Genomic DNA, 26,224 nt, shown 5'->3' on the forward strand with positions numbered 1-26,224 from the left:
AGGCGCGCATTCTACAGCAGCCTCATTTGCTGTCAAGTGGTTATTTTCAGAAGTTTTCGAAGATTTCTTCAACAACTTCAACCACTTGCGCTTGCGATCTCTCGTAAGCGGGAGGCGAATTCTACAGCGTTACACGCTGCTGTCAACACCTCTTTTTCAACTTCCTTTTGGCTTCGATGAACTGAAGCAACTTGCTGTCGAGAACTGCGTAACTCATTGTTTACCAAGGAGTTTTCCGTTTCGACTGCGCCGGAAGTGGGGCGAATTATAGACAGATATAATTCGCCGTCAACTCTTATTTTTGCTTTTCTATCAATAAGTTAGCTTCGGTTAAAAAACAGCCGGCATCCACTGCGCGTCTATATAGAAGGGAAGTTCAAATAACGCCCGCCTCCTTCAGTGCGGCCACATGAGCAGCTCCCAACCCCAGAACCCCCTGCAGCACCTCAAGCGTATGCTCCCCCAATAGAGGAGGCGCACTCCGGTACTCCACAGGCGTCTTGGATAAGCGTATCGGGCTCGCAACCTGGGGCACCGTCCCCGCCAATGCGTGAGGCAACTCAATCGCCAAACCCCGCGCCTGGACCTGAGGATCGGAGAACACCTGCGCCAGATCATTGATGGGCCCACACGGCACGCCCACTTGCTCCAGCTGCGACACCCACTCAGCGGTCGTCTTGAAGACCGTCGCCTGGCGAATCAAAGGAATCAGCTCCGCACGATTAGCTACCCGTGCGCGATTGGTGGCGAAACGCACGTCATCCGCCCATTGCGGTTGCCCAGCGACTTCAGCGAATTTACGGAACTGCCCGTCATTGCCTACGGTGAGGATGAAATCTCCATCGGCCGTAGGAAAATCCTGATAAGGCACGATATTAGGGTGAGCATTCCCCAGGCGCTTGGGCGGCGCCCCGGTTGTCAGGTAATTCATCGCCTGATTCGCCAGGCAAGCCACCTGCACATCCAGCAACGCCATGTCGATATGTTGCCCACCACCATCGTGGTCGCGATGAGCTAGCGCAGCCAGGATCGCGACGGTCGAATAAAGTCCGGTCAAGATGTCGGTCAAGGCTACGCCAACCTTTACCGGCCCGGCGCCTTCATCCCCTTCAGGCCGCCCGGTCAGGCTCATGAGCCCGCCCAGACCCTGGATCATGAAATCGTAGCCGGCACGCATCGCATAGGGGCCCGTCTGACCAAACCCCGTGATGGAACAGTAAATCAGCTCCGGGTTGACCTCTTTGAGGGATTCATAGTCCAGCCCATACGCTGCAAGGCCGCCCACCTTGAAGTTTTCGATCAGGATGTCCGACTTGGCGGCCAGATCACGCACCAGCTTCTGGCCTTCCGGCCGCGTAAAGTCGATGGTCACCGACTCTTTATTACGGTTGGCCGACAGGTAATACGCCGCCTCACTGGTATTTTCGCCATCCGCATCCTTAAGGAAGGGCGGCCCCCAAGCGCGCGTGTCATCGCCGCTGCTCGGCCTTTCGACCTTGATCACCTCAGCCCCAAGGTCTGCAAGAATCTGCCCGGACCAGGGGCCCGCGAGTACTCGCGACAAATCCAGCACTCGCAGATGCGAAAGCGCGCCCATGCCCATGCTCCTATTAATAGAACGCTTGAAGACCGGTTTGCGCGCGCCCCAGGATCAAGGCATGCACGTCATGGGTCCCTTCATAGGTGTTGACCACTTCCAGGTTGACCAAGTGGCGCGCCACTCCGAATTCGTCGGAGATACCGTTGCCGCCCAGCATGTCCCGGGCCATGCGCGCGATATCCAATGACTTGCCACACGAGTTACGCTTCATGATCGAAGTGATCTCAACCGCCGCCGTCCCCTCATCCTTCATCCGACCCAGGCGCAGGCAACCTTGCAGGGCCAAGGTAATCTCGGTCTGCATGTCTGCCAGCTTCTTCTGGATCAACTGAGTGGCAGCCAGTGGGCGACCAAACTGCTGGCGATCAAGTGTGTACTGGCGTGCGGTATGCCAGCAGAACTCAGCAGCCCCCAGCGCCCCCCAGGAAATCCCGTACCGTGCCGAATTAAGGCAGGTAAACGGCCCTTTCAAACCCCGTACATCCGGGAAGATATTTTCTTCGGGCACAAATACGTTATCCATCACGATTTCACCGGTGATGGAGGCCCGCAGCCCCACCTTGCCGTGGATAGCCGGAGCGCTCAGACCTTTCCAGCCTTTTTCCAGGACAAAGCCACGGATGTCCCCGGCATCATCTTTGCCCCACACCACAAACACATCCGCAATCGGACTGTTGGTGATCCACATCTTTGCGCCGGTCAGGCTGTAGCCGCCATCCACTTTGCGTGCACGAGTAATCATCGCACCTGGGTCGGAACCATGGTTGGGCTCGGTCAGCCCGAAGCAACCGATCCATTCACCAGAGGCCAGTTTGGGCAAGTACTTCTGTTTTTGCGCCTCGGTACCGAACTCATTGATCGGCACCATGACGAGGGAAGACTGCACACTCATCATCGAGCGATAGCCGGAGTCGACACGCTCCACCTCCCGAGCAATCAAACCGTAGCTGACATAGTTCAAGCCACTGCCACCGTACTGCTCAGGGATCATCGCCCCCAGCAAACCGGTCTCGCCCATCTCGCGGAAAATAGCAGGGTCTGTCTTTTCGTGGCGAAAGGCTTCGAGCACGCGGGGAGCCAGCTTGTCCTGAGCAAATTGCTCGGCGCTGTCACGCACCATGCGCTCTTCTTCGGTGAGCTGTTGATCCAGCAGCAGTGGATCGATCCAGTTGAAGCTTGCCTTGCCAGCCATGAATAAGTCCTCGCGGAAAAAATCAGAAGTCGTGGAACCAGACTAGGCGCGGTCAGCGCAGAGGGCAAACGAGGTTTTTGCATAGGCTTGTGCTAATTTCTCACTTCATAACACTAAAAAAGCCCAGAAATGCGCTTTATCTGTGAGGGCAACGTACATGCGCAGGAAAATCCCCAGTACCACCGCGCTCATCAGCTTTGAGGCAGCAGCCCGGCACGAGAGCTTCACCAAGGCAGCCTTGGAGCTTTCCATCACCCAAGGCGCGATTTGCCGACAGATCGCCAGCCTGGAGGAGTTTTTGAGTGTCGAGCTGTTTCGCCGCTCACGCCGTGGGGTGAAGCTGACGGAGGCGGGGCTGTCTTATAGCCGCAGGGTTGCAACGCAACTGGACGCCGTAGAGCGCGACACCTTGTCGGTGATGGGCCAGCAGGGCGCCAATGTGATCGAACTGGCGGTGGTACCTACCTTCGGCACGCAGTGGCTGATCCCACGCCTGAAAGACTTTCAACATCAGCACCCGGAAGTCACGGTGAACCTGACGAACCGCACACGCCCCTTCCTGTTCGCCGATACTGAGTTCGATGCGGCGATCTACTTCGGGGATGCCGATTGGTCGGGTACGCAATCCCACCGGTTAATGGGCGAAAACCCGGTACCGGTATGCAGCCCACGCTTACTCGGCGACCGCACGCATTTCACCCCTCAACAGATCGCCGAGCTGCCTCTGCTGCAGCAGACCACACGCCCCTATGCCTGGCGCCAATGGTTCAACGCCCAACAACTGAACATCCCTCGCGACATGACAGGCCCTCGATACGAGCTATTCTCGATGCTGTCTCAAGCGGCCATGCATGACATGGGCATCGCACTGATTCCTCCCTTCCTCATACAGCGGGAGCTGAAGGAGCAACAACTGGTAATCGCGAGCACCGAAGCACTGACCAGCGAAAAGGCTTATTACCTGATGATTCCTGACAAAAAGGTCGAATCCGCCTCACTGCATGCATTCAGGGACTGGCTGCTCGACCAGTCAAGACGCTACAACCCATGTAAATAAAGGACAAAGCGCAATTGCTGACTTTGTAGTCAAATAAATTAAGATCCTACAGATATACGTATATGTCGCATTTAAACAGACTGTACTTGTCAGCCAAAAATAAGGCTAAAAGCCATGTATCTCATGGCTCGTAGCGACTCTTACCGGCCAATGCACGACTATTCACACTGGCAATGGAAAAATGGAGCGAAAACGCCTGAACGCCTTTAATGACCTGTATTTAAAGAGGTTATTTCAGCTTGTTGCGACAATCAGTCACAGGGTGACTTGTAGTTAATTTTTCGTCACCCGTCATAATCCCTTGATGGCCGTAAAGTTCGCCTGCAAAATGCCGCGCCCCGCTGTCATTTCAGCGGGATCGTGCTGATCGGCCGCCCCAGTTGCGCCACTCGCGGTGCACTGGCCTTTTTACAAAAAGATCAAAAGCAAAAAGATCATGCAGGAGATTTGACGTGCACATTGGTGTTCCTCTCGAAACCCAGACCGGTGAAACGCGGGTGGCTGCCACCCCAGAAACCATCAAGAAGCTGATCGGCCAGGGCCATAAGGTCACTGTACAAAGCGGCGCAGGCATCAATGCCAGCATCGTCGACAGTGCCTATGAAACGGCAGGCGCCACCATTGGCAGTGCCAACGACGCGTTTGGCGCCGAGCTGATTCTCAAAGTGGTTGCCCCCAGCGACAGCGAACTTGCGCTGATCAAAAGTGGCACCGTGTTGGTGGGCATGCTCAACCCGTTCAGCAACGAAACCATCGCCAAGCTCGCCGAGCGCGGCATCACCGCCTTCGCCCTGGAAGCCGCGCCGCGCACTTCACGCGCTCAAAGCCTTGATGTGCTGTCTTCGCAAGCCAACATCGCCGGTTACAAGGCCGTGTTGCTCGCCGCTCATCACTACCCGCGTTTCATGCCGATGCTGATGACTGCTGCCGGCACCGTAAAAGCCGCGCGCGTACTGATCCTCGGCGCCGGTGTGGCGGGCCTGCAAGCCATCGCCACGGCCAAGCGCCTGGGCGCGGTGATCGAAGCGTCCGACGTACGCCCGGCGGTTAAGGAGCAGATCGAATCCCTGGGTGCCAAGTTTGTCGACGTACCGTACGAAACCGATGAAGAGCGTGAATGCGCCGTCGGTGTCGGTGGCTACGCGCGCCCGATGCCCAGCAGTTGGATGCAACGCCAGGCCCTGGCCGTGCACGAACGCGCCAAACAGGCCGATATCGTCATCACCACCGCCCTCATCCCGGGCCGCAAGGCGCCGACCCTGCTCAGCGCCGATACCGTGGCGCAGATGAAACCCGGCTCGGTGGTCATCGACCTCGCTGCAGCCCAAGGTGGCAACTGCCCGCTGACCGTGGCCGACCAGGTCGTGGTGGAAAACGGCGTGATCATCTGCGGCCCGACCAACCTGGCGGGCGCTGTCGCCGCCGATGCGTCGGCCTTGTATGCGCGCAACCTGCTGGACTTCCTGAAGCTGGTCTTCACCAAGGAAGGGCAGTTTGAAATCAACCTCGAAGACGACATCGTCGCCGCGTGCCTGATGTGCCGCGACGGCCAAGTCATCCGCAAAAACGCCTAAGCAGGGATTCAGACGATGGAAGAGCTTATCTCCCCCGGTATCTACAACCTGATCATCTTTGTGCTGGCGATTTATGTCGGTTATCACGTGGTCTGGAACGTAACACCTGCATTGCACACGCCGCTGATGGCCGTGACCAACGCCATTTCCGCGATTGTCATCGTCGGCGCCATGCTGGCTGCCGCGCTGACCGTCACCCCGTTGGGCAAGACTATGGGCACACTGGCCGTGGCCCTGGCGGCGGTAAATGTCTTCGGTGGCTTCCTGGTCACCCGCAGAATGCTTGAGATGTTCAAGAAGAAAGCCCCGAAAGTAAAAGAAGAGGCGCCCAAGTAATGAGCATGAATCTCGTGACGACGCTCTACCTGATCGCGTCGATCTGTTTCATCCAGGCCCTTAAAGGCCTCTCGCACCCGACCACTTCGCGGCGCGGCAACCTGTTCGGCATGCTCGGCATGGCGCTGGCGGTGCTCACCACCGTCGGCCTCATTTATAAGCTGGGGGCTGAACTGGCGACTGCCGGTATCGGCTACGTCATCGTTGGCCTATTGGTTGGCGGTACCGCCGGCTCGATCATGGCCAAGCGTGTTGAAATGACCAAGATGCCCGAGCTGGTCGCGTTCATGCACAGCATGATCGGCCTGGCCGCGGTGTTCATCGCCATTGCCGCCGTGGTCGAGCCGCAGTCCCTGGGCATCGTCAAGCACTTGGGCGATTCGATACCGGCCGGTAACCGCCTGGAACTGTTCCTCGGTGCCGCTATCGGTGCAATCACCTTCTCCGGCTCGGTGATCGCATTCGGCAAGCTGTCGGGCAAGTACAAGTTCCGCCTGTTCCAGGGCGCACCGGTACAGTTCGGCGGCCAACACAAACTGAACTTGGTACTCGGCCTGGCAACCCTGGGCCTGGGCCTGGCGTTCATGTTCACCGGCAATCTCAGCGCATTTGCACTGATGCTGGCCCTGGCCTTCGTGCTGGGTGTGCTGATCATCATCCCGATTGGCGGCGCCGACATGCCCGTGGTGGTGTCGATGCTCAATAGCTATTCCGGCTGGGCAGCGGCGGGCATCGGTTTCTCGCTGAACAACTCGATGCTGATCATCGCCGGCTCCCTGGTGGGCTCCAGCGGCGCGATCCTGTCGTACATCATGTGCAAGGCGATGAACCGCTCCTTCTTTAATGTGCTGTTGGGCGGTTTCGGCAACGCGCCGGATGCTGGCGCTGCGGCGGGCTCCAAAGAAGCACGCCCGGTGAAGTCCGGCTCCGCTGATGACGCCACCTTCCTGCTGACCAACGCCGACACCGTGATTATCGTCCCAGGCTACGGCCTTGCGGTCGCGCGGGCACAACACGCGCTCAAGGAGCTGACCGAGAAGCTGACCCACCACGGCGTCACCGTAAAGTACGCGATCCACCCGGTGGCGGGCCGTATGCCGGGGCACATGAACGTATTGCTGGCCGAGGCCGAAGTGCCTTACGACCAGGTGTTCGAGATGGAAGACATCAACTCCGAGTTCGGCCAGGCCGACGTGGTGCTGGTATTGGGCGCCAACGACGTGGTCAACCCGGCCGCCAAGAACGACCCGAACTCACCCATCGCCGGCATGCCGATTCTCGAGGCGTTCAAGGCCAAGACCATCATCGTCAACAAGCGCTCGATGGCCAGCGGCTACGCCGGCCTGGATAACGAGTTGTTCTACCTGGACAAGACCATGATGGTGTTCGGTGATGCCAAGAAGGTCATCGAAGACATGGTCAAGGCCGTCGAATAACACTGCGCCAGCGCAATACCTGAAACCCTGGCCTCACGTAGGCTGGGGTTTTTTTATGGTTCCCCCGCTCCGCGTGGGAACGCATCCAGGGATGCTCTGCGTCCCGCTTTGCACACACATGAAACCCGACCAAAGGCTCTAAATCGCGACCTGGCATTCGACCATGGTAGCGGGCCGAAACTTTTTGAAATCACTACACTGCCCACCTTGCTTTCCGTAGCCAGAGATAACAATTCATGTACCGTGATCGTATCCGCTTGCCTTCGTTGTTGAACAAGGTCATGAGCGCGGCAGACGCCGCTGCACTGATCGAGGACGGCATGACCGTCGGCATGAGCGGCTTCACCCGTGCCGGTGAAGCCAAGGCCGTCCCCCACGCCCTGGCCGAACGCGCCAAGACTTCGCCACTCAAAATCACGCTGATGACCGGCGCCAGCCTGGGCAATGACCTGGACAAGCAGTTGACCGAAGCCGGCGTACTGTCACGACGCATGCCCTTTCAAGTCGACAGCACTCTGCGCAAGGCGATCAATGCCGGCGAGGTGATGTTTATCGACCAGCACCTGTCGGAAACCGTCGAGCAACTGCGCAACAATCAGCTCAAATTGCCCGACATCGCCGTGATCGAAGCCGTCGCGATCACTGAGCAGGGCCATATCGTGCCCACTACTTCCGTAGGCAACTCGGCCAGCTTCGCGATCTTTGCCAAACAGGTGATCGTCGAGATCAACCTGGCGCACAACCCGAACCTGGAAGGGCTGCACGACATCTACATCCCGACCTACCGGCCGACGCGCACGCCGATCCCGCTGGTGAAAGTCGACGACCGTATCGGCAGCACCGCGATTCCGATCCCGCCCGAGAAAATCGTCGCCATCGTCATCACCAACCAGGCGGACTCCGCCTCCACGGTAACGCCGCCTGACAGCGACACCCAAGGCATCGCCAATCACCTGATCAACTTCCTCAAGCAAGAAGTCGATGCCGGGCGCATGACCAACAAGCTCGGCCCGCTGCAAGCCGGCATCGGCAATATTGCCAACGCGGTGATGTGCGGATTGATCGAGTCGCCGTTCGAAGACCTGACCATGTACTCGGAAGTGTTGCAGGATTCGACCTTCGACCTGATCGACGCCGGCAAGCTGAGCTTTGCCTCCGGCAGTTCGATTACCTTGTCGGAGCGACGCAATGCCGATGTGTTCGGCAACCTGGAGCACTACAAGGACAAATTGGTGCTGCGCCCGCAGGAAATTTCCAACCACCCTGAAGTGGTACGGCGCCTGGGCATCATCGGTATCAATACCGCGCTGGAGTTCGATATCTACGGCAACGTCAACTCCACCCACGTCTGCGGCACGCGGATGATGAACGGCATCGGCGGCTCCGGGGATTTCGCCCGCAATGCGCACCTGGCGATCTTCGTCACCAAGTCCATTGCCAAGGGCGGCGCAATTTCCAGCGTGGTACCGATGGTCAGCCATGTGGACCACACCGAGCATGACGTGGACATTCTCGTCACCGAAGTAGGCCTTGCCGACCTGCGGGGCCTGGCGCCACGGGAGCGCGCTCGGGTGATCATCGATAACTGCGTGCACCCAGCCTACCGCGATGCCCTCAACACTTACTTCGATGCCGCCTGCGCCATCGGTGGGCATACGCCGCACATCTTGCGCGAAGCACTGAGTTGGCACATTAACCTGGAAGAAACCGGGCACATGCTCAAGGCTTGATGAATACAGATCCGGGCTGATGCAAATACAGTTTCATCAGCTCGGTGAACCCACCCGCACTTATGGAAAAAACTGTACTGCTGTACTGGTCATTTCCTACCGAAATATCCCATACACCAACTCAAAAATGCCTATTTCGCACCTTTTAAGTGCGCACAGGTACAGTTGCCCCAATTTCGTACCGTACAGCCTCGCTAAACAGTTAACTGGCCTCTCACAATACAGGTGAACTGTATCTAGAGAGTCTTGCCTCGGAGGAGGATCATTGGCATCAGTTAAACCACTACCTAATCCCGCCACAAGCGGAAGGATGTCATCATGGAACGTACACTCAGTTCCGAACTGTTCTTTGAAGAAAAAGCTGTAAACACCCAGGCTTCACTGCCTTTGCGCGTTCTCGCCAACCTGATGTTGTGGCAGCGCCGCATCTCCAGCCGCCACCAGTTGGCTCGCCTGGATTCGCGTCTGCTGGCTGACGCCGGTATCAGCGAAGCTCAACGCTACGAAGAGCTGAGCAAGCCGTTCTGGCGCTAAGTGGCGCCCGCTGGCCCTGACCTGACGGGTCCACTGCCAGCACCCTGATTTGTCAAAGCAAAGCCCGCACCGGGTAACCGGAGGCGGGCTTTGTTGTATCTGCGATAGCGCATTGGATAGGCTCGATTCAAGCACACAGATACAGTTTCAAATTTATAAAATATGACAGGTACAGTTTAATTACAGGCTTCCGAATAGTCCTGCACACGCCTAATATCGGTTCACCACGTGGCGAACCCTGTAGAGCGTGCGTCTGATGCTCGACAGTCCCAGTCCGTTTCATTGTGGCCGTTTCGCGCCACCTTATTATTCGTCTACAGGAGTTACCCCATGTCCCGTCTTCGCCTGCTGTGCACTGCCGCTGTGCTGACTCTGGCTGCCAATGCCAACGCGAGCAGCCTGATCATGACGACTGACTCGATCGTCGGCGCTCTGAAGGCAACCTCCGATGCCACGTCTGATGCCACCTCATCCCTGCGCGACAACAAGGTCGTACAAGCGGCCCGTGACGACGCCGCCAGCTTTGTCGCCAGCCAAGGCGCCATCCGTGGCGTGAAACTGGAAAGCGCCCTGGCCCAGATCCGCCAACAAGCGCCGCAGTTGAATACCGCTACCGATACGCAGCTGGCACAGGCCATCCTGGCTATCTGACCCACGGCAACCAGACGGGAGCGCCTGCCGCTCCCGGATGGCTCGGCGCTGGCTCTCGCCCGGCCGTTGCGCTAGCCTTGGCGCTCGCTTTCAGTTGTCGAGTCCCATGGCTTTTTCATACCGTTTATTGAGTGTTCCTGTACTGTTTTGCGCCTGCTGGTCACCCATGGCTTCAGCGTTGGATGTGTCCACCCAGAGCACGGTTGTCAGCGTGTATGCCACCAGCAAAGTGACCTCTGCGCCGTTCGACAATAAGTTGGTCCTGGCCGCTCGGGATGATGCTGCCGCTTTCATTGCCACTGACGGCCAATGGCGGGGCGCACGCCTGGAGTCCGCGCTGGACTATCTGCGCCGCACCCAGCCAAAACTTCATGCAAGCGACCTTGAACTGGCGCAAGCAATTCTCGTCCAATAATCATCGTTGTATTTCTATCTTTGTCATTGGAGTCACCCCATGCGTAGCCCGCTGATCGTCGCCGCCCTCGGCCTGCTGTTTTTGGCCGATGTCGCCCAGGCGCAAACCTTGAAGGCCACCAGCAACATCGTCGTGCGTGCCTCGGCGCGCACCATTGATTTCACCTCGGACACCACCACCTCCATCCGCGACTCCAAGATCGTGCGCGAAGCCCACGATGACGCCGCCAGTTTCGTCGCCACCAATGGCGAGATCCGTGGCGCCCAGCTGGAAGCCGCGTTCGATACCCTTCGCACCCGCGTGCCAGAAGCCCGTGATGCCAGCGACCAGACCCTCGCAGAAGCTATCCTCGCTCTGTGAGGCGCCTCAAAACCTGGCTCCTGGCCGGGGCCGTGCTGCTGTGCGCGAGTACGGCCCAGGCCGGCCTGCAACTGCGGCTCAAGACCGAAGGCTTGAGCCCGGCCGAACAGCAGGCCAGCCAGGCATTGCTGGATGAAGCGCTGCGCTCCTTGCCGCCGCGCTTTGTCGAGCAATTGGACCGACGTATTGATGTCGGCTGGACCGACAAGATGCCTGACAACGCCTACGGCCAGGCGTCCCTGGTGTCCGAGTTGGACCTCAACCAGAACCTGCTCGCCAGCCTGACTGACGGCAGCGCCGCCACCCAGAAAACCAATCGCCCCCACGGTACTGTGCGCCGGGAAATGCTCGCCACGGTGCTGCATGAACTGACCCACATCTATGACCGTGCGCGCCTGTGGTCCCAGGACGAGCGCACGCTGATCCAGCGCTGCAGCCGTCAGAACAACATTACCGGCTTGATCGGCTTGCCCGACCAGTGCCGTGGCCAGAACGACCGCCGCTTTACCCTCAGTGACGACCCACGCCTGTTGGATCTTGCCGGCTGGCCACAATATGTGGGTCGGCGCGGAGAGCGTGAGCAGCACAACCATCAGGTGGTGCGCAGCCCGGACATCTACGAAACCACCAGCCCGCTGGAGTTCGTGGCGGTCAACATGGAGTATTTCCTCCTGGACCCCAGCTACGCCTGTCGCCGCCCCGCGCTGTTCCGTTATTACAAGGATCACTTCGGCTGGGCCCCGCCTGAACAGGACACCTGCGCCAGTACCTATGCCTTCCTGAACGCGGGCAACGATTTCGCCAAGACGCCCCTGGGCCAGATCGATCCGGAGCGCGTGTATGAAATCGACTATCTGCTGGCCGAAGCCAACCAGAACCTGGTGAGCCGTTGGGGCCATAGCATGTTGCGCCTGGTGATTTGTGCGCCGGGCCGCCCGCGTGGCCCGGATTGCCGGCTAGATCTGGACCGGCACCTGGTCTTGTCTTACCGCGCCTTCGTCGGGGATGTCCAGCTGTCGAGCTGGGATGGCCTGGTGGGCAAATACCCGTCGCGGCTGTTCGTACTGCCGCTGGCCCAGGTCATCGATGAGTACACCAAGACCGAACTGCGTGGCCTGGCGTCGGTGCCGCTGAAGCTCAGCCGCCAGGAAATCAACGACACCGTCGAACATGCGGCGCAGATGCACTGGAGCTATGACGGCAACTACTTCTTTATCTCCAACAATTGTGCGGTCGAAAGCCTGAAACTGTTGCGCAGCGGCAGCGCCAACCCGCAATTGACCGGCCTGGACAACATCACCCCCAACGGTTTGCTGGAAGTGCTCAGCGCCCGCGGCCTGGCCGATACCAGCGTATTGAATGACAAGCGCGAGGCACTGCGGCTGGGGTATCACTTCGACTCGTTCCGCGAGCGCTACCAGGCCATGTTCGATGTGCTGCGCAAGCAACTGCCGATCAAGCAGACCCAGGTCGAAGACTGGTTGTCCCTGGATGCGCAAGCGCGTCGCCAATGGTTCAGCCAGGCCGACCTGCGCACCAGCGCCGCGCTGTTGCTGCTGGAGCAGGCCAGCTATCGCAAACAACTGATGCTCGCCCAGGATGAGGTCAAACAACGCTACCTCAATGCCCGCGAGCTGAAATACGGCGGCATGGAGAAAGCCAACAACACGCTGCAGCAAATTCTCGCCAACAGCGGCTTCCTGAGTCGCCCGGCCGAGTTGCTGGACAGCGGGGGTTATGGCCTGCCGCAACCTTCGGAAGCCAAGCGCCTTGAATCAGAAAGCGCCGAACGCCAGAAACAGTTGCAGTCGTTGACCGGCGAGCTGGATAAGGAGGTGAGGGCGCTGCTCGACCCATCCCGCGCCGCCGAGATCGCCGCGTGTGAAGCCAACCTCAAGCAGGTGGGTGAGCATTTGCGAGCCTTGCACAAAGCCGCCGGCGGCCTGGAACTACCCTGATAGTCTGGCAGCGACCACTATCCAAATGTGGGAGCTGGCTTGCCTGCGATGGCGGTGTCACAGCCATAAGAGATGTTGGCTGATACACCGCCATCGCAGGCAAGCCAGCTCCCACGTTTTGTTCTGCACCAACCTGAAGAATGATGCCTGCCCTTCATCAGCTGTTTTCTCAGCGAAAGCTGGCTGAAAGCTTCCCCGTCTAGGATCGCCCTCACTGCCGGCAACAGACCGGCTGTTAACAACAACAATGGTGATTCCCGATGTCCGCTCGTACCCGCCTGTTCGCTCCGACTCCACCCGTACGCCTCGTGCCTTTCGTTCTGCGCTGACCGCCACTCGGTTCGCCATTCCCTAGCCGCGCTACGCCTGGAGTATTCCTATGCTGACTTTCCTTGGCTTTGCCATGGTCATCACGTTCATGTTCCTGATCATGACCAAGCGCCTGTCCGCGCTGATCGCCTTGATCATCGTGCCGATCCTGTTCGCGCTGTTCGGCGGTTTCGCACCGAAGATCGGCCCGATGATGCTCGAAGGCATCACCAAGCTTGCGCCGACCGGCGTGATGCTGATGTTCGCCATCCTCTATTTTGCCTTGATGATCGACTCCGGCCTGTTCGACCCGGCCGTGCGCAAGATCCTCAAGATGGTCAAGGGCGACCCGCTCAAGGTGTCGGTCGGCACCGCCGTACTGGCCCTGGTGGTATCTCTGGACGGTGACGGGGCTACCACCTACATGATCTGCGTCGCGGCCATGCTGCCGCTGTACCAGCGCATCGGCATGAGCCCAAGGATCATGGCCGGCCTGATCATTCTCGCCGGTGGCGTGATGAACATGACCCCCTGGGGCGGCCCGACGGCGCGCGCCGCCAGTGCGCTGCATGTAGACCCGTCGGACATCTTCGTACCGATGATCCCGGCCATGGCCGCCGGTGTCGTGGCGATCCTGGTGATTGCCTACATGTACGGCAAGCGCGAACGTGCGCGCCTGGGTGAATTGCACCTGCAGGGCGACGAGATCGACCACAGCGAAATCAGCGTGTCGCAATTCCCCGACGCCCGCCGTCCGAAATTGATCTGGTTCAACGGCGCCCTGACCCTGGCGTTGATGTGCACCCTGATTGCCGGCCTGTTGCCGCTGCCAGTGCTGTTCATGGTGGCGTTCAGTATCGCCATGATCGTCAACTACCCGTGCCTGCAGCAGCAGAAAGACCGCGTCGCGGCTCACGCCGGTAGCGTATTGGCGGTGGTGGGCTTGATCTTCGCCGCCGGTATCTTCACGGGCATCCTGTCGGGCACCGGCATGGTCGACGCCATGTCCAAGAGCCTGTTGGCAGTCATCCCCGAAGCCATGGGCCCTTACCTGGCGGTGATCACCGCGCTGGTGAGCATGCCGTTCACCTTCTTCATGTCCAACGATGCGTTCTACTACGGCGTACTGCCGGTACTGGCCGAAGCTGCCAGCCATTACGGCATCACCGCGGTGGAAATGGCGCGGGCGTCGATCGTCGGGCAGCCCGTGCATTTGCTCAGCCCACTGGTACCCTCGACGTACTTGCTGGTTGCCCTGGCGGGTATCGAATTCGGCGATCACCAGCGCTTCACGCTCAAGTGGGCAGTGCTGGTGTGCCTGTGCATAATGTTCGCCGCACTGCTGATGGGGATTTTTCCGCTGTTCAGCACTCTATAATCGTACCGACTCACTCACCGCGCGGCGCTACAGCTTGCGCGGTTAACACTTGCTCAAAGGAATACACATGGAATGGCTGACCAATCCGGAAATCTGGATTGCCTTCTTCACCCTGACGGCTCTCGAGATCGTCCTGGGCATCGATAACATCATCATGATTTCGATCCTGGTCAGCCGCATGCCCAAGCATATGCAGGCGCGCACCCGGATCTTCGGCCTGGCACTGGCCATGGTCACGCGCATCCTGTTGCTGCTGTCGATCACCTGGGTCATGCAACTGACCGCCGACCTGTTCGTCGTGTTTGGCCAAGGCATCTCCGGTCGTGACCTGATCCTGTTCTTCGGTGGCCTGTTCCTGCTGTGGAAAAGCTCCCAGGAGATGTACCACGCGCTGGAAGGTGAAGATGAAACCCACGACGAGCCCAAAGGCGCCGGTGGCAAGTTCATCTACACCATTATCCAGATCGCCATCATCGACATCGTGTTCTCCCTGGACTCGGTGATTACCGCCGTCGGCATGGTTTCCCACGTGCCGGTGATGGTTGCCGCCATCGTCGTTGCGGTATTGGTGATGATGCTGGCTGCCGGCACCATCAGCGAGTTCATCGACAAGCACCCGTCGCTGAAAATGCTGGCGCTGTCGTTCCTGCTGGTCGTGGGTACCGTACTGATCGCTGAATCCTTCGACGTACACGTGCCAAAAGGCTACGTCTACTTCGCCATGGCGTTCTCGCTGGCGGTGGAAGCGGTGAACATCAAGATGCGTACCGCCATCGCGAAAAAGAAGAAACAGCAGGACCCAGTGAAACTGCGCAAGGACATTCCGGGTCAGTAAATTTGACCCGCGAGTGATCGTTCCCACGCTCCGCGTGGGAATGCCCTCTCGGACGCTCCGCGTCCGCAAAGTGACGCAGAGCGTCACAGGATGCGTTCCCACGCCGAGCGTGGGGAACGATCTTCATGACAGTTTTGTTTCAATCCCAAGTTTAGCTATGCGATGCTGGCGCAGAGCCCATTCGCCAACTACAGCTTAGGTACAAGACGTAGAGCGGCACGCGGTAACTTTCCTTCGCTCCTGCTGGAGCGCACCCACACGGGGGGCCGAGCATGCTGACCTTGCTCAATCTGCTTTCCGCCGTGACCCTGCTTATCTGGGGCACGCATATCGTCCGAACCGGCATCCTGCGGGTCTACGGTTCCAATTTGCGCCAAGTCATCGGGCAGAACATGTCCAAGCGCTGGCTGGCATTTGTCGCCGGTATCCTGGTGACGGCCATGGTGCAAAGCAGTAACGCCACCGCGATGCTGGTGACTTCGTTCGTCGGCCAAGGGCTGATGAGCCTCACGCCGGCCTTGGCCACCATGCTTGGCGCCGACGTCGGTACGGCCTTGATGGCGCGGGTGCTGACGTTCGATTTGTCCTGGCTGTCGCCGCTGCTGATCTTCCTCGGGGTGATTTTCTTCCTGTCGCGCAAGCAGACGCGGGCAGGACAGTTAGGCCGGGTGGGGATCGGCCTGGGCCTGATCATCCTCGCGCTGCAATTGATCGTCGAAGCCGCCGGGCCCATTACCCATGCCCAGGGCGTGAAAGTCATCTTCGCTTCGCTGACCGGCGATATCTTGCTGGACGCCCTGGTGGGCGCGCTGTTCGCCATGATTTCCTACTCCAGCCTCGCTGCGGTGCTGCTCACGGCCACCCTGGCCGGTGCCGGCGTGATCGGCTTGCACGTGGCCATCGGCCTGGTAATCGGCGCCAACATCGGCAGCGGGGTGCTGGCGTTTCTCAGTACCAGCATGCAAAACACTGCCGGTCGCCAAGTGGCCCTGGGCAGCCTGTTGTACAAATTGATCGGTCTGTTGCTGATCATTCCGGTGCTTGACCCGCTCGTGGGCTGGATGGACGGCCTGGACTACAGCGTTCAGGGCATGGTCATCACCTTCCACCTGCTCTACAACGTCAGCCGTTGCCTGATCCTGTTGCCCACCATCGGGCCCATGGCACGCCTGTGCGAATGGCTGCTGCCGGAACGCCCCGAAACCAATGGCAAGGCCAAGCCACGCCATCTGGACCTGGCCTCATTGAATACCCCAAGCCTGGCCCTGGCGAACGCCGCCCGCGAAACCCTGCGCCTGGGTGACTTGATCGACAATATGCTCACTTCGATGCAGGAAGTGCTGCGCGGCAACCAAACCGCCGTTACCCAAGAAATGCGCAGCCTGAGCGATGACGTCGAAGCGCTCTACAGCGCGATCAAACTCTACCTGGCGCAAATGCCCCGTGAAGACCTGAGTGAACAGGACAACCGCCGCTGGGCCGAGATCATCGAGCTGTCGATCAACTTGAAATTGGCCGGTGACCTGATCGAACGCATGCTGCGCAAGGTCCAGCAACAGAAGACCTCGCAACGCCGGCAATTTTCCGAAGTGGGCCTGGAGGAACTCAGTGGCCTGCACAGCCAGTTGATCGCCAACCTGCGCCTGGGCCTGTCGGTGTTTCTCAGCGGCGACCCGGAAAGCGCCCGTCAATTACTGCGAGAAAAGCGCCGCTTCCGTGCCCAGGAACGCCGCCTGGCCCACGCCCATGTCAGCCGCTTGCAGCGCAAGATCGTGCAGAGCCTGGAAACCAGCTCCCTGCATCTGGAACTGATTGCCGACATGAAACGCTTGAACTCGTTGTTTTGCAGCAGTGCTTATGTAGTGTTGGAAACGTCCGACACCGGCGCGCTCTCTGCCGAAAGTATTGCCGACATCACCCATTCGCCCTGAACGTACGCCCGCGAGCGAAGTCAGTTAACAATGGACCTCATTCGCCAGGAAGCTTGTTATGCGTCGCCTGTTACTCGCCTGCCTGCTCTTGGGCTCGGTACACACCTTTGCCTTTGACCGCCTGCAAGTCGAGGGCTACACCTTGCCCAACGGCCTGCAACTGCTGCTCAAACCGGGTACCGAGCGTGGGCACGTGGCTATTCGCCTGGTGGTTGGGGTGGGCCTGGACGACTTCGGTTGCGAAGAAAAAGAACTGCCGCACTTGTTCGAGCACTTGCTGTTCAGCGGCATCGATGGCGGCGGCGAAGGCGACCTCGAAGACCGCATGCAAGCCCTGGGCGGCGAGTGGAACGCCTACACCAGCAACGCCGACACTACTTTCGTGATCGAGGCGCCCGCGCAGAACCAACGCAAAGTACTGGACCTGCTGCTGGCAATCCTCACGCGCACGCAACTGACCGACGCTCATATCAACGCCGCCAAACAGGTGGTGGAGCGAGAAGACGGCGGCCATTATTCACACTTGCAACGCCTGCTGGATCGCCAAGACCTCGGTCACAGCGCCAGTAACCAATTGGCCGTGGAGTTGGGCCTCAAGTGCGCCGAACGCGCCGAGGTCAGCCACCTCACCCGCGACCAGTTGGAGAAGCTGCGCAAAGAATGGTACGCGCCGAACAACATGACCCTGATCGTCGTCGGCGATCTCGACAAACTGCTGCCCGCCTACCTGGAACGCACCTATGGTCAACTCGACCCAGTGGAGCCGAGCGAACATCGCCCCCTCCCGGAAATCCAGCATACCGCCGCCAGCCACCGCGACCTGATCCGCGGCTGGGTGGGCGATGGCGCCAAGCTGCACTGGCTGTTCCCAGAGCCTGTGCTGGACGACCAGCATGATGAAACCTACAACCTGCTCAAGGACTACCTCGACTGGGCGCTGTACCGGCAACTGCGCCTCAAGCACGGTTTGTCCTACGGCCCGTGGGTAGAACGCGAAGTGCTCGGCGGCGTTGGGTTCCTCAGCCTGAATGCCGACCTTGAGCGAGAAAACCTCCCTGAAGCCGAGCAGGTCTTGCAAGACCTCAAGGCCCAACTGCTCAAGGATGGCCTCGACCCAACAGTATTCACACGCCTGCAACAAGCCGCCATTGCCCGCCAAGCCTGGGCAGTGCAGGGCAACAGCGCACTGGCCGACTATTACTGGAGTGCGGCCGGCGACTACTCCAATGGACGTTTCAGCGACCCGGTCAAACGCATCAAGGCCGTGAGCCTGGCGCAAACCAACCAGGCCATGCGCGAAGCGTTCCAGCAGCCGGGCTACTGGCGCATCGAAAAACCGCTGTTGAGTTATGACGCCTTGACCTGGATCGGTGCGGGCGTACTGGGCCTGATCATCCTTGGTTTGATCGGCCTGAGGCTTTATCGCAAACCTGTTGAGTAATGAGGCACAGAATATCGGGCCAAGGCGTTATTCTGTCTGAGATTTTTCCCACAACCAGTGAACCGCCCATGCCGAACTTGCCGCCCCTCATCCAGCGCGTTATAGAACTGATCAAGCGCTACCCAGGGGTGATTGCACTCGGCGGTTTCATCTCGGGGGTGGGCAGCTTCATCCTGGTAGACCGCCAGCAGGGCATGGCCAGCTGGATCGCGGTGATCATGCTGGTGAGCTGGTTGTGGCTGATGCTGGAGAACAGCTTTACGCAACTGTTCACCAAAGTCTTCAATCGCGAGATCCCTGAACCGCTGCTGCGCTACGCCACCCAGATGATCCACCAGGAAAGTCTGTTTTTCGTCCTGCCCTTCTTTTTCGTCACCACCGCCTGGAACAGCGGCCAATCGTTGTTCACTGGCCTGCTCGGCGCAGCGGCGCTGGTGTCGATCATCGACCCGCTGTATTACAAATGGCTGGCGCCCAAACGCTCGCTATTCCTGGCCCTGCACACCCTGACCCTATTCGCCGCGTTGCTGACCGCGCTGCCGATCATCATGCACCTGACCACCGCCCAGAGTTACAAACTGGCGTTGGGCGTGGCCATGGTCCTGTCGATCCCGAGCCTGGCCGTCAGCCTGCCGCTGCGTAGCCTCAAGGGCTGGGCGATGCTGCTGGGGGTAACGGCCGCCATCGGCTGCGCCGGCTGGTTCCTGCGCAGCTGGGTACCGCCCGCCACCCTGTGGATGACCGAAGTCGCCATCAGCACCCAACTGCAAGACCGCACGCCGGGCGACGACCTCAAGCAAGTCACCGCCGCCCAATTGCGCAGCGGTGGGCTGTATGCGTACACCGCCATCAACGCACCACGCGGGCTGGATGAGCGGATTTACCATGTGTGGAAATTCAACGGCCAGGAAGTCGACCGCATTGCCCTGGACATCCATGGTGGGCGCAAGGAAGGCTATCGCGCCTGGACCCACAAGCAGAACTTCCCGGGTGACGCCGTGGGGCGCTGGCAGGTGCAGGTGCTCACCGAAGACGGGCAAGTCATCGGCGTTCTGCGCTTCAAGGTGATAGACACAGCACAAGCGGACAACCCAAAGTAAGCCGGATCGTGCTATTACGTAGCAATTGTGGATAGCCAAACAAGCTCGGAGCTTATGACCACTCGCACTACGGCCGGCGCGGCCCATCTAGATACGTCCAGCACCCCGCCTTCGCTACGGATTACCGGCGACTGGACGCTGGCCCACTACGCCCACCTGAAGAAGCTGTCGGCCGCACTCGACGGCCAATACGACGCCGGCGCCCGCATTGACCTCAACGGCCTCGGCGCGCTGGATACCGCCGGCGCCTCGCTGCTGGTAGAGCTGCTGGGCCCTGCACGCATCGAACACTCTGCCGAACAGACCGATTGCACCCTGGCAGCCGCCGACCGTGCACTGCTCAAGACCGTCTACCGCTCCCTGAATGACTTTTGCGTACCGATCAAAGAGCCGGAAGAGGCCGCCGGCATTCAAGTGTTGGCTCGCATCGGCCGTGCAGTAGACACGGTCTGGCAAGACGCAATGAAGCTGTTGGGCTTTATCGGCCTGATCCTCGAAACCTTCGCCCGCGGCATTTGGCGGCCCAAACGCTGGCGCCTGACGCCCATGGTCGCCCACATCGAACAGACCGGCCTGGATGCGGCGCCTATCGTCGCTCTGCTGACCTTTCTGGTCGGCGCCGTCGTGGCCTTCCTCGGCGCCACTGTGCTCAAGAGCTTCGGCGCGACGATCTTTACCGTGGACCTGGTGGCGTTCTCCTTCCTGCGTGAATTCGGCGTATTGCTCACCGCAATCCTCATCGCCGGCCGTACCGCCAGTGCGTTCACCGCGCAAATCGGCTCCATGAAAGCCAACGAAGAAATCGACGCCATCCGCACATTGGGCCTGGACCCTATGGAACTGTTGGTATTGCCCCGCGTGCTGGCGCTGCTGGTGGCGTTGCCGATGCTGACCTTCCTGGCGATGCTCTCGGGGATCGTCGGCGGTGGTGTGGTGTGTGCGGTGGCCCTGGATATTTCGCCGGCGATGTTTCTTTCGCTGCTGCAATCGGACATTGGCGTGCAGCACTTTCTGGTGGGCATGGTGAAGGCGCCGATCTTTGCGTTTTTGATCGCGGCCATTGGTTGCCTGGAAGGTTTTAAAGTCAGCGGCAGTGCCGAGTCGGTCGGCGCGCACACCACGTCCAGCGTGGTGCAATCGATCTTTGTGGTGATCGTGCTGGATGCGGTCGCGGCGATGTTCTTCATGGAGATGGGCTGGTGAGTCGTCTACACCGTGCGCCCACTGAGGCGGTGATTGAAGTACGTGGCCTGTGCAACCGTTTCGGCAGCCAAAGCGTGCATGAGAACCTCGACCTGGATTTGTACAAGGGCGAGATCCTGGCGGTGGTGGGGGGCTCTGGCAGCGGTAAATCCGTGTTGTTGCGCAGCATCGTTGGCCTGCGGCGCCCCAGCGAGGGCGAAGTGCGGGTGTTCGGCAAAAACCTGCCGAGCCTGCCTGAACATGAACGCTCACTGGTAGAACGCCGCTTTGGCGTACTGTTCCAGAAGGGCGCGCTGTTTTCCTCGCTGACGGTGACCGAGAACGTGGCTCTGCCATTGATCGAGCACGCCGGCCTCAGCCGCGCCGATGCCGAGCACCTGGCGGCGGTCAAGCTGGCCCTGGCGGGGTTGCCGCTGTCGGCGGCCGACAAATACCCGGCCTCGTTATCCGGCGGCATGATCAAGCGCGCAGCTCTGGCCCGCGCACTGGCCTTGGACCCGGACATCCTGTTCCTGGACGAACCCACCGCCGGTCTCGACCCGATTGGCGCGGCGCAGTTCGACCAACTGATCCTCACCCTGCGCGATGCGCTGGGCTTGAGTGTGTTCCTGGTCACCCACGACCTCGACACGCTGTACACCATCACCGACCGTGTGGCGGTGCTGGCGCAGAAGAAAGTGCTGGTGGCCGACGCCATCGATGTCGTTTCGGAAACGGACGACGCCTGGATTCACGAATATTTCCACGGCCCCCGGGGCCGCGCGGCATTGGATGCCGCTCAATCGCTCAACGAGGTATGACATGGAAACCCGAGCCCATCATGTGATGATCGGACTGTTCAGCGTAATTGTGGTGGTCGGCGCGATGCTGTTTGGCCTGTGGCTGGCCAAGTCCAGCGTCGATACCGCCTTCCAGGATTACGAAGTGATCTTCAACGAAGCGGTCAGCGGCCTGTCCCAGGGCAGTGCGGTGCAGTACAGCGGCATCAAGGTGGGCGACGTGATCAGCCTGCGCCTGGACCCCAAAGACCCGCGCCGCGTCCTGGCGCGCATCCGCCTGGCCGGGCAAACGCCAATCAAGGAAGACACCCAGGCCAAACTGGCCCTGACCGGTATCACCGGCACCTCGATCATCCAGCTCAGTGGCGGCACCCCGCAGAGCCCGGAGCTCAAGGGCAAGGACGGCAACCTGCCGGAAATCATCGCGTCGCCATCGCCTATCGCACGCCTGCTCAATAACAGCAACGACCTGATGACCAGCGTCAACCTGCTGCTGCACAACGCCAACCACCTGTTCTCGCGGGAAAACGTCGAACGCCTGAGCAACACCCTGGACAACCTGCAACAAACCACCGGCGCCATTGCCGAGCAACGCGGCGACATCAAGGTGGTGATGCAGCAATTGATGCAAGTGAGCAAACAGGCGGGCGCGGCGCTGGAGCAAACCACCGTGCTGATGCGCAGCGCCAATGGTTTGCTCAGTGAACAAGGTAAGCAAGCCTTCGGCAGCGCCGAGCAGGCGATGAAATCCCTGGAGCAAAGCACCGCCACCATCAATACCTTGCTGACCAATAACCAGGACTCGGTGAACAGCGGCATGCAGGGCCTCAACGAACTGGCGCCAGCCGTGCGCGAGTTGCGTGAAACCCTCGGCTCGCTGCGCGCCATCTCCCGCCGTCTGGAAGCCAACCCCAGCGGTTACCTGCTGGGCAGCGACAAGAACAAGGAGTTCACGCCATGAAGCGTGCGTATCACATGATCGTCCCCATGGCCCTGGCACTGGTCAGCGCGTGCTCGATCCTACCCAAGCCGGACCCTTCGGACGTGTACCGCCTGGCGTCCACCCAGCCGGCCAGCCAAGGCACGCCGGTGAGTTGGTCGCTGCGCGTGACCAAGCCGCAGACCAGCGAGTTTCTCGATAGCCCGCGCATCGCCGTGGTGCCAGATGGCAACTTGATCAGCAACTACGCGAACTCGCGCTGGAGTGACCCGGCGCCGGTGCTGCTGCGTAATCGCCTGCTGGATGGCTTCCAGCGCGACGGGCGCGTGACATTGTTGAGCACTGACGAGACCAACCTGCAAGCCGACTATGAACTGGGCGGGCAGTTGCAGGCGTTTCAGAGCGAGTATCGGGGCAAGACGGTGGAGGTGGTGATTCGCCTCGACGCGCGATTGGTGCGTGGGCGTGATCAAAGGATTATCGCCAGCCGTCGGTTTGAAGTGAGGCAGCCGGTGAGTGACACCCAGGTGCCAGCGGTGGTGGCTGCTTTTAGCCAGGCTGGGGATCAGTTGAATAAGCAGGTGGTGGATTGGGTAGTCAGTCAGGGCAATACAGCACTGAAACCTTGAGGACCTCATCGCAGGCAAGCCAGCTCCCACAGTTTGATTTGTGAACACAGTCAAATGTGGGAGCTGGCTTGCCTGCGATAACGATTGTGGCCTTAACCAAAAAACCAGTAGCACACCGAAATAGCCGCGACCACACCAGCAAACTCCGCGAACAACGCACATCCCACCGCATGCCGAGCCCGCTGGATCCCCACCGAACCAAAGTACACCGCCAACACATAGAAAGTGGTTTCCGTACTGCCCTGAATCGTCGCCGCCACCAAGGCCGGGAAGCTGTCCACACCCTGGGTCTGCATGGTCTCGATCAGCATCGCCCGCGCCGCGCTGCCGGAGAACGGCTTGACCATCGCGGTCGGCAGCGCGTCGACAAAGCGCGTATCCAGGCCCGTCCAGGCCACCACATGGCGAATCCCTTCCAGGCCGAACTCCAAGGCGCCCGAGGCACGCAACACGCCAACCGCACACAGCATCGCCACCAGATAGGGCAACAGGTTCTTGGCCACGTCGAAGCCTTCCTTGGCGCCTTCGACAAAGGCCTCGTACACCTTGACCTTGCGCAACGCGCCGATCACCAGGAACAGCATGATCAAGCCAAACAGCGTGAGGTTGCCCAGGATCGACGACAAACCGGCCAGCGCTGTGGCAGACAGGGTCGCCAGCAGCGCCATGAAGCCGCCCAGTACCAGCGCGCCGGGGATCAGATAGGCCAGCACCACCGGGTCCCACAAACGCAGGCGCTGCATCACCGCCACCGACAGCAGGCCCACCAGCGTCGAGGCGCTGGTGGCCAGCAGGATCGGCAGGAACACCAGCGTCGGGTCCGCAGCGCCTTGCTGGGCGCGGTACATGAAGATGGTTACCGGCAACAGCGTCAGCGAGGACGCGTTGAGCACCAGGAACAGGATCTGAGCGTTGGTCGCCGTATTGGGGATGGGGTTGAGCTCTTGCAGCGCCTTCATGGCTTTCAGGCCGATGGGCGTGGCGGCGTTGTCCAGGCCCAGGCCGTTGGCGGCAAAGTTGAGGGTGATCAAACCGATCGCGGGGTGCCCGGCGGGCACTTCGGGCATCAGGCGGCGAAACAGCGGGCCGAGGGCCTTGGCCAGCCAATCGACGATCCCGGCTTTTTCGGCGATCCGCAGAAAGCCCAGCCATAACGTCAGGGTACCGAACAGCAGCACCATGACTTCCACCGATAATTTGGCCATGGCGAAAATGCTTTCGACCATCGCCGCGAAGATCCCGGCGTTACCGCCCACCAGCCATTGCGCCAGCGCTGACACCATTGCCACGACAAAGAAGCCAAGCCACAGGCCATTGAGCATCAGATAAATCCCCCGAAAGATGGGGCGAATGATAACGGGGCTGGCAGAAACGACAAACCCCGGAATTCTCCGGGGTTTGTTTTCGATCAATCTGCAATCAGCTACGGGTGGCTTGTGCCGTAGGCAGGGCTTCCTTGCTGCGCCAGTGCGGCAAGGAATTCCAATAGCGCTCGCCCTTGGCGTCGTCGTACATGCCTTCCCAACGGGAGATAACCAGTACGGCCAAGGCGTTGCCGATCACATTCAGGGCGGTACGCGCCATGTCCATCACACGGTCGACACCGGCGATAAACGCCAAGCCTTCCAGTGGGATGCCCACGCTGCCCAGCGTCGCCAGCAACACCACGAAGGACACGCCCGGCACGCCGGCGATGCCTTTGGAGGTCACCATCAGGGTCAGTACCAACATCAATTGCTGGCCGATCGACAGGTCGATGCCATACAGCTGGGCAATGAAGATTGCTGCGATGCTCTGGTACAGGGTCGAACCGTCGAGGTTGAACGAATAACCGGTCGGCACCACGAAGCTGCAGATCGCTTTCGGCGCGCCGTAGGCTTCCATCTTTTCGATCACACGCGGCAGCACGGTTTCGGAGCTGGCGGTGGAGTAAGCCAATACCAACTCATCTTTGAAGATGCGGATCAGCTTGAGGATCGAGAAGCCGAACAGGCGGGCGATCAAACCCAGGACCGCGAAGGCGAAGAACAGGATCGCGACGTAAACCAGGATCACCAGCTTGGCCAGCGGCAGCAGCGAGGCGAAGCCGAAGTTGGCGACCGTCACCGCGATCAGCGCGAATACACCGATAGGGGCGTACTTCATGATCATGTGGGTGACTTTGAACATGCTCTCGGACACGCCCTGGAACATGGTCACCAGCGGCTCGCGCAGCTCAGGCTTGAGGCTCGACAGCCCCAGGCCGAACAGCACCGAGAAGAAGATGATCGGCAGCATCTCGCCACGGGCAACAGCGGCGAAGATGTTCGAGGGGATCAGGTTGAGGATGGTTTCGATGAACGCATGTTCATGCTGCACTTCGGCGGCAGTCGCCTGGTACTTGGAGATATCCACGGTACCCAGGGTACTCATGTCGATGCCAGCGCCTGGGTGGAACAGGTTGGCGAGCAACAGGCCCACCACGATGGCGATGGTGGTGACGATTTCGAAGTAGAGGATGGTTTTGACGCCGATACGACCGAGCTTTTTCGCGTCGCCTACACCGGCGATACCGACGATCAGCGAAGAAATCACAATCGGGATCACGATCATCTTGATCAGGCGGATAAAGATATCGCCCGCCGGCTGCAACACATTGCTGATCCACCAGGCCTTTTCAGCACTGAAATGGTTGAGTACTGCACCGATTGCAATGCCCAGTACCAAACCGATGAGGATCTGCCAGGCGAGGCTTAGCTTTGCCTTCTTCATGTCATTACCCTTGCTTCAAGTGGACTTACGGCAAATGCGCCAGCTGCAACGCTCGAAAGCGAAAAAGTGTGTGCATCTGCCTCCA

Annotated in this window: 24 protein-coding genes; 20 read left to right on the forward strand and 4 right to left on the reverse strand. The window is 59.8% G+C overall.

Annotated elements, in window-relative coordinates:
- Nucleotides 1–271: hypothetical protein (locus JMV15_RS28460; RefSeq protein WP_222936341.1), on the forward strand; the 271-nt coding region annotated here is incomplete at its 5' end.
- A 105-nt stretch (nt 272–376) separates the two neighbouring features.
- Here the strand turns inward: JMV15_RS28460 and JMV15_RS22650 are convergent.
- Nucleotides 377–1,597: a CaiB/BaiF CoA transferase family protein gene (locus JMV15_RS22650; RefSeq protein WP_014716358.1), complete on the reverse strand. Its 1,221-nt coding sequence runs from the start codon at nt 1,595–1,597 to the stop codon at nt 377–379.
- Nucleotides 1,598–1,610: 13 nt separating this feature from the next.
- The gene (locus tag JMV15_RS22655) at nt 1,611–2,792 is read right to left on the reverse strand and encodes an acyl-CoA dehydrogenase (protein ID WP_003187423.1); all 1,182 of its coding nucleotides are present in this window, start codon (nt 2,790–2,792) and stop codon (nt 1,611–1,613) included.
- Between the two features lie 157 nt (nt 2,793–2,949).
- Between JMV15_RS22655 and JMV15_RS22660 the strand changes: the two genes are divergently transcribed.
- The 19 genes from JMV15_RS22660 to JMV15_RS22750 all read left to right on the forward strand — a co-directional run bounded on the left by JMV15_RS22660 (nt 2,950) and on the right by JMV15_RS22750 (nt 23,388).
- A complete protein-coding gene (locus JMV15_RS22660) occupies nt 2,950–3,849 on the forward strand; it encodes a LysR family transcriptional regulator (protein WP_003187421.1) in 900 nt (299 codons plus the stop codon).
- 452 nt (nt 3,850–4,301) lie between these two features.
- Nucleotides 4,302–5,423 carry a Re/Si-specific NAD(P)(+) transhydrogenase subunit alpha gene (locus tag JMV15_RS22665; RefSeq protein ID WP_003187419.1) on the forward strand — a complete coding sequence of 374 codons (1,122 nt, stop codon included), beginning with the start codon at nt 4,302–4,304 and terminating at the stop codon, nt 5,421–5,423.
- Nucleotides 5,424–5,438: 15 nt separating this feature from the next.
- The gene (locus JMV15_RS22670) at nt 5,439–5,759 is read left to right on the forward strand and encodes an NAD(P) transhydrogenase subunit alpha (protein ID WP_003187417.1); all 321 of its coding nucleotides are present in this window, start codon (nt 5,439–5,441) and stop codon (nt 5,757–5,759) included.
- Nucleotides 5,759–7,195 carry an NAD(P)(+) transhydrogenase (Re/Si-specific) subunit beta gene (locus tag JMV15_RS22675; RefSeq protein ID WP_014716357.1) on the forward strand — a complete coding sequence of 479 codons (1,437 nt, stop codon included), beginning with the start codon at nt 5,759–5,761 and terminating at the stop codon, nt 7,193–7,195. Before JMV15_RS22670 ends, JMV15_RS22675 begins: the two co-directional genes overlap by 1 nt.
- Before the next feature lie 236 nt (nt 7,196–7,431).
- Nucleotides 7,432–8,925: an acetyl-CoA hydrolase/transferase family protein gene (locus JMV15_RS22680; protein ID WP_003187414.1), complete on the forward strand. Its 1,494-nt coding sequence runs from the start codon at nt 7,432–7,434 to the stop codon at nt 8,923–8,925.
- A 318-nt stretch (nt 8,926–9,243) separates the two neighbouring features.
- On the forward strand, nt 9,244–9,459 hold the full coding sequence (locus JMV15_RS22685) for a DUF1127 domain-containing protein (protein WP_003187413.1): 216 nt from the start codon (nt 9,244–9,246) through the stop codon (nt 9,457–9,459).
- Nucleotides 9,460–9,789: 330 nt separating this feature from the next.
- Nucleotides 9,790–10,110 carry a DUF2388 domain-containing protein gene (locus JMV15_RS22690; protein WP_020301396.1) on the forward strand — a complete coding sequence of 107 codons (321 nt, stop codon included), beginning with the start codon at nt 9,790–9,792 and terminating at the stop codon, nt 10,108–10,110.
- Nucleotides 10,111–10,216: 106 nt separating this feature from the next.
- Nucleotides 10,217–10,525 (forward strand): DUF2388 domain-containing protein, encoded by a 309-nt coding sequence (locus JMV15_RS22695; RefSeq protein WP_032894275.1) that lies wholly within the window; start codon nt 10,217–10,219, stop codon nt 10,523–10,525.
- Between the two features lie 39 nt (nt 10,526–10,564).
- Nucleotides 10,565–10,885, forward strand: a complete 321-nt coding sequence (locus JMV15_RS22700; RefSeq protein ID WP_003187408.1) for a DUF2388 domain-containing protein — start codon at nt 10,565–10,567, stop codon at nt 10,883–10,885.
- Nucleotides 10,882–12,843, forward strand: coding sequence for a DUF7844 domain-containing protein (locus tag JMV15_RS22705; RefSeq protein WP_019816933.1), 1,962 nt, complete (start codon nt 10,882–10,884; stop codon nt 12,841–12,843). The genes JMV15_RS22700 and JMV15_RS22705 overlap by 4 nt, the downstream gene beginning before the upstream one ends.
- Before the next feature lie 379 nt (nt 12,844–13,222).
- Nucleotides 13,223–14,530, forward strand: a complete 1,308-nt coding sequence (locus JMV15_RS22710) for a CitMHS family transporter (RefSeq protein WP_003187405.1) — start codon at nt 13,223–13,225, stop codon at nt 14,528–14,530.
- A 67-nt stretch (nt 14,531–14,597) separates the two neighbouring features.
- Complete coding sequence (locus tag JMV15_RS22715; protein ID WP_014716354.1) at nt 14,598–15,365, forward strand: TerC family protein; 768 nt, start codon at nt 14,598–14,600, stop codon at nt 15,363–15,365.
- A 272-nt stretch (nt 15,366–15,637) separates the two neighbouring features.
- Nucleotides 15,638–17,296, forward strand: a complete 1,659-nt coding sequence (locus JMV15_RS22720) for a Na/Pi cotransporter family protein (protein WP_003187402.1) — start codon at nt 15,638–15,640, stop codon at nt 17,294–17,296.
- Between the two features lie 58 nt (nt 17,297–17,354).
- Nucleotides 17,355–18,737, forward strand: a complete 1,383-nt coding sequence (locus tag JMV15_RS22725; RefSeq protein WP_020301397.1) for a M16 family metallopeptidase — start codon at nt 17,355–17,357, stop codon at nt 18,735–18,737.
- A gap of 68 nt (nt 18,738–18,805) precedes the next feature.
- A complete protein-coding gene (locus JMV15_RS22730; RefSeq protein WP_003187399.1) occupies nt 18,806–19,837 on the forward strand; it encodes a DUF5924 family protein in 1,032 nt (343 codons plus the stop codon).
- A gap of 54 nt (nt 19,838–19,891) precedes the next feature.
- The gene (locus tag JMV15_RS22735) at nt 19,892–21,040 is read left to right on the forward strand and encodes an ABC transporter permease (RefSeq protein ID WP_019816930.1); all 1,149 of its coding nucleotides are present in this window, start codon (nt 19,892–19,894) and stop codon (nt 21,038–21,040) included.
- Nucleotides 21,037–21,840 carry an ABC transporter ATP-binding protein gene (locus JMV15_RS22740; protein ID WP_014716351.1) on the forward strand — a complete coding sequence of 268 codons (804 nt, stop codon included), beginning with the start codon at nt 21,037–21,039 and terminating at the stop codon, nt 21,838–21,840. The genes JMV15_RS22735 and JMV15_RS22740 overlap by 4 nt, the downstream gene beginning before the upstream one ends.
- Nucleotide 21,841: 1 nt before the next feature.
- Nucleotides 21,842–22,780, forward strand: coding sequence for an MlaD family protein (locus JMV15_RS22745; protein WP_003187394.1), 939 nt, complete (start codon nt 21,842–21,844; stop codon nt 22,778–22,780).
- Entirely contained in the window at nt 22,777–23,388 is a 612-nt protein-coding gene (locus tag JMV15_RS22750) for an ABC-type transport auxiliary lipoprotein family protein (protein ID WP_102665870.1), read from the forward strand. Before JMV15_RS22745 ends, JMV15_RS22750 begins: the two co-directional genes overlap by 4 nt.
- Nucleotides 23,389–23,480: 92 nt before the next feature.
- Here the strand turns inward: JMV15_RS22750 and JMV15_RS22755 are convergent, their stop codons facing one another.
- The gene (locus JMV15_RS22755) at nt 23,481–24,710 is read right to left on the reverse strand and encodes a nucleoside recognition domain-containing protein (RefSeq protein WP_014716349.1); all 1,230 of its coding nucleotides are present in this window, start codon (nt 24,708–24,710) and stop codon (nt 23,481–23,483) included.
- 97 nt (nt 24,711–24,807) lie between these two features.
- Nucleotides 24,808–26,139 carry a glutamate/aspartate:proton symporter GltP gene (gene gltP / locus JMV15_RS22760; RefSeq protein ID WP_003187390.1) on the reverse strand — a complete coding sequence of 444 codons (1,332 nt, stop codon included), beginning with the start codon at nt 26,137–26,139 and terminating at the stop codon, nt 24,808–24,810.
- Nucleotides 26,140–26,224 lie beyond the last annotated feature (85 nt).

Source organism: Pseudomonas paracarnis (assembly GCF_904063055.1).
GTDB classification, from domain to species: domain Bacteria; phylum Pseudomonadota; class Gammaproteobacteria; order Pseudomonadales; family Pseudomonadaceae; genus Aquipseudomonas; species Aquipseudomonas paracarnis.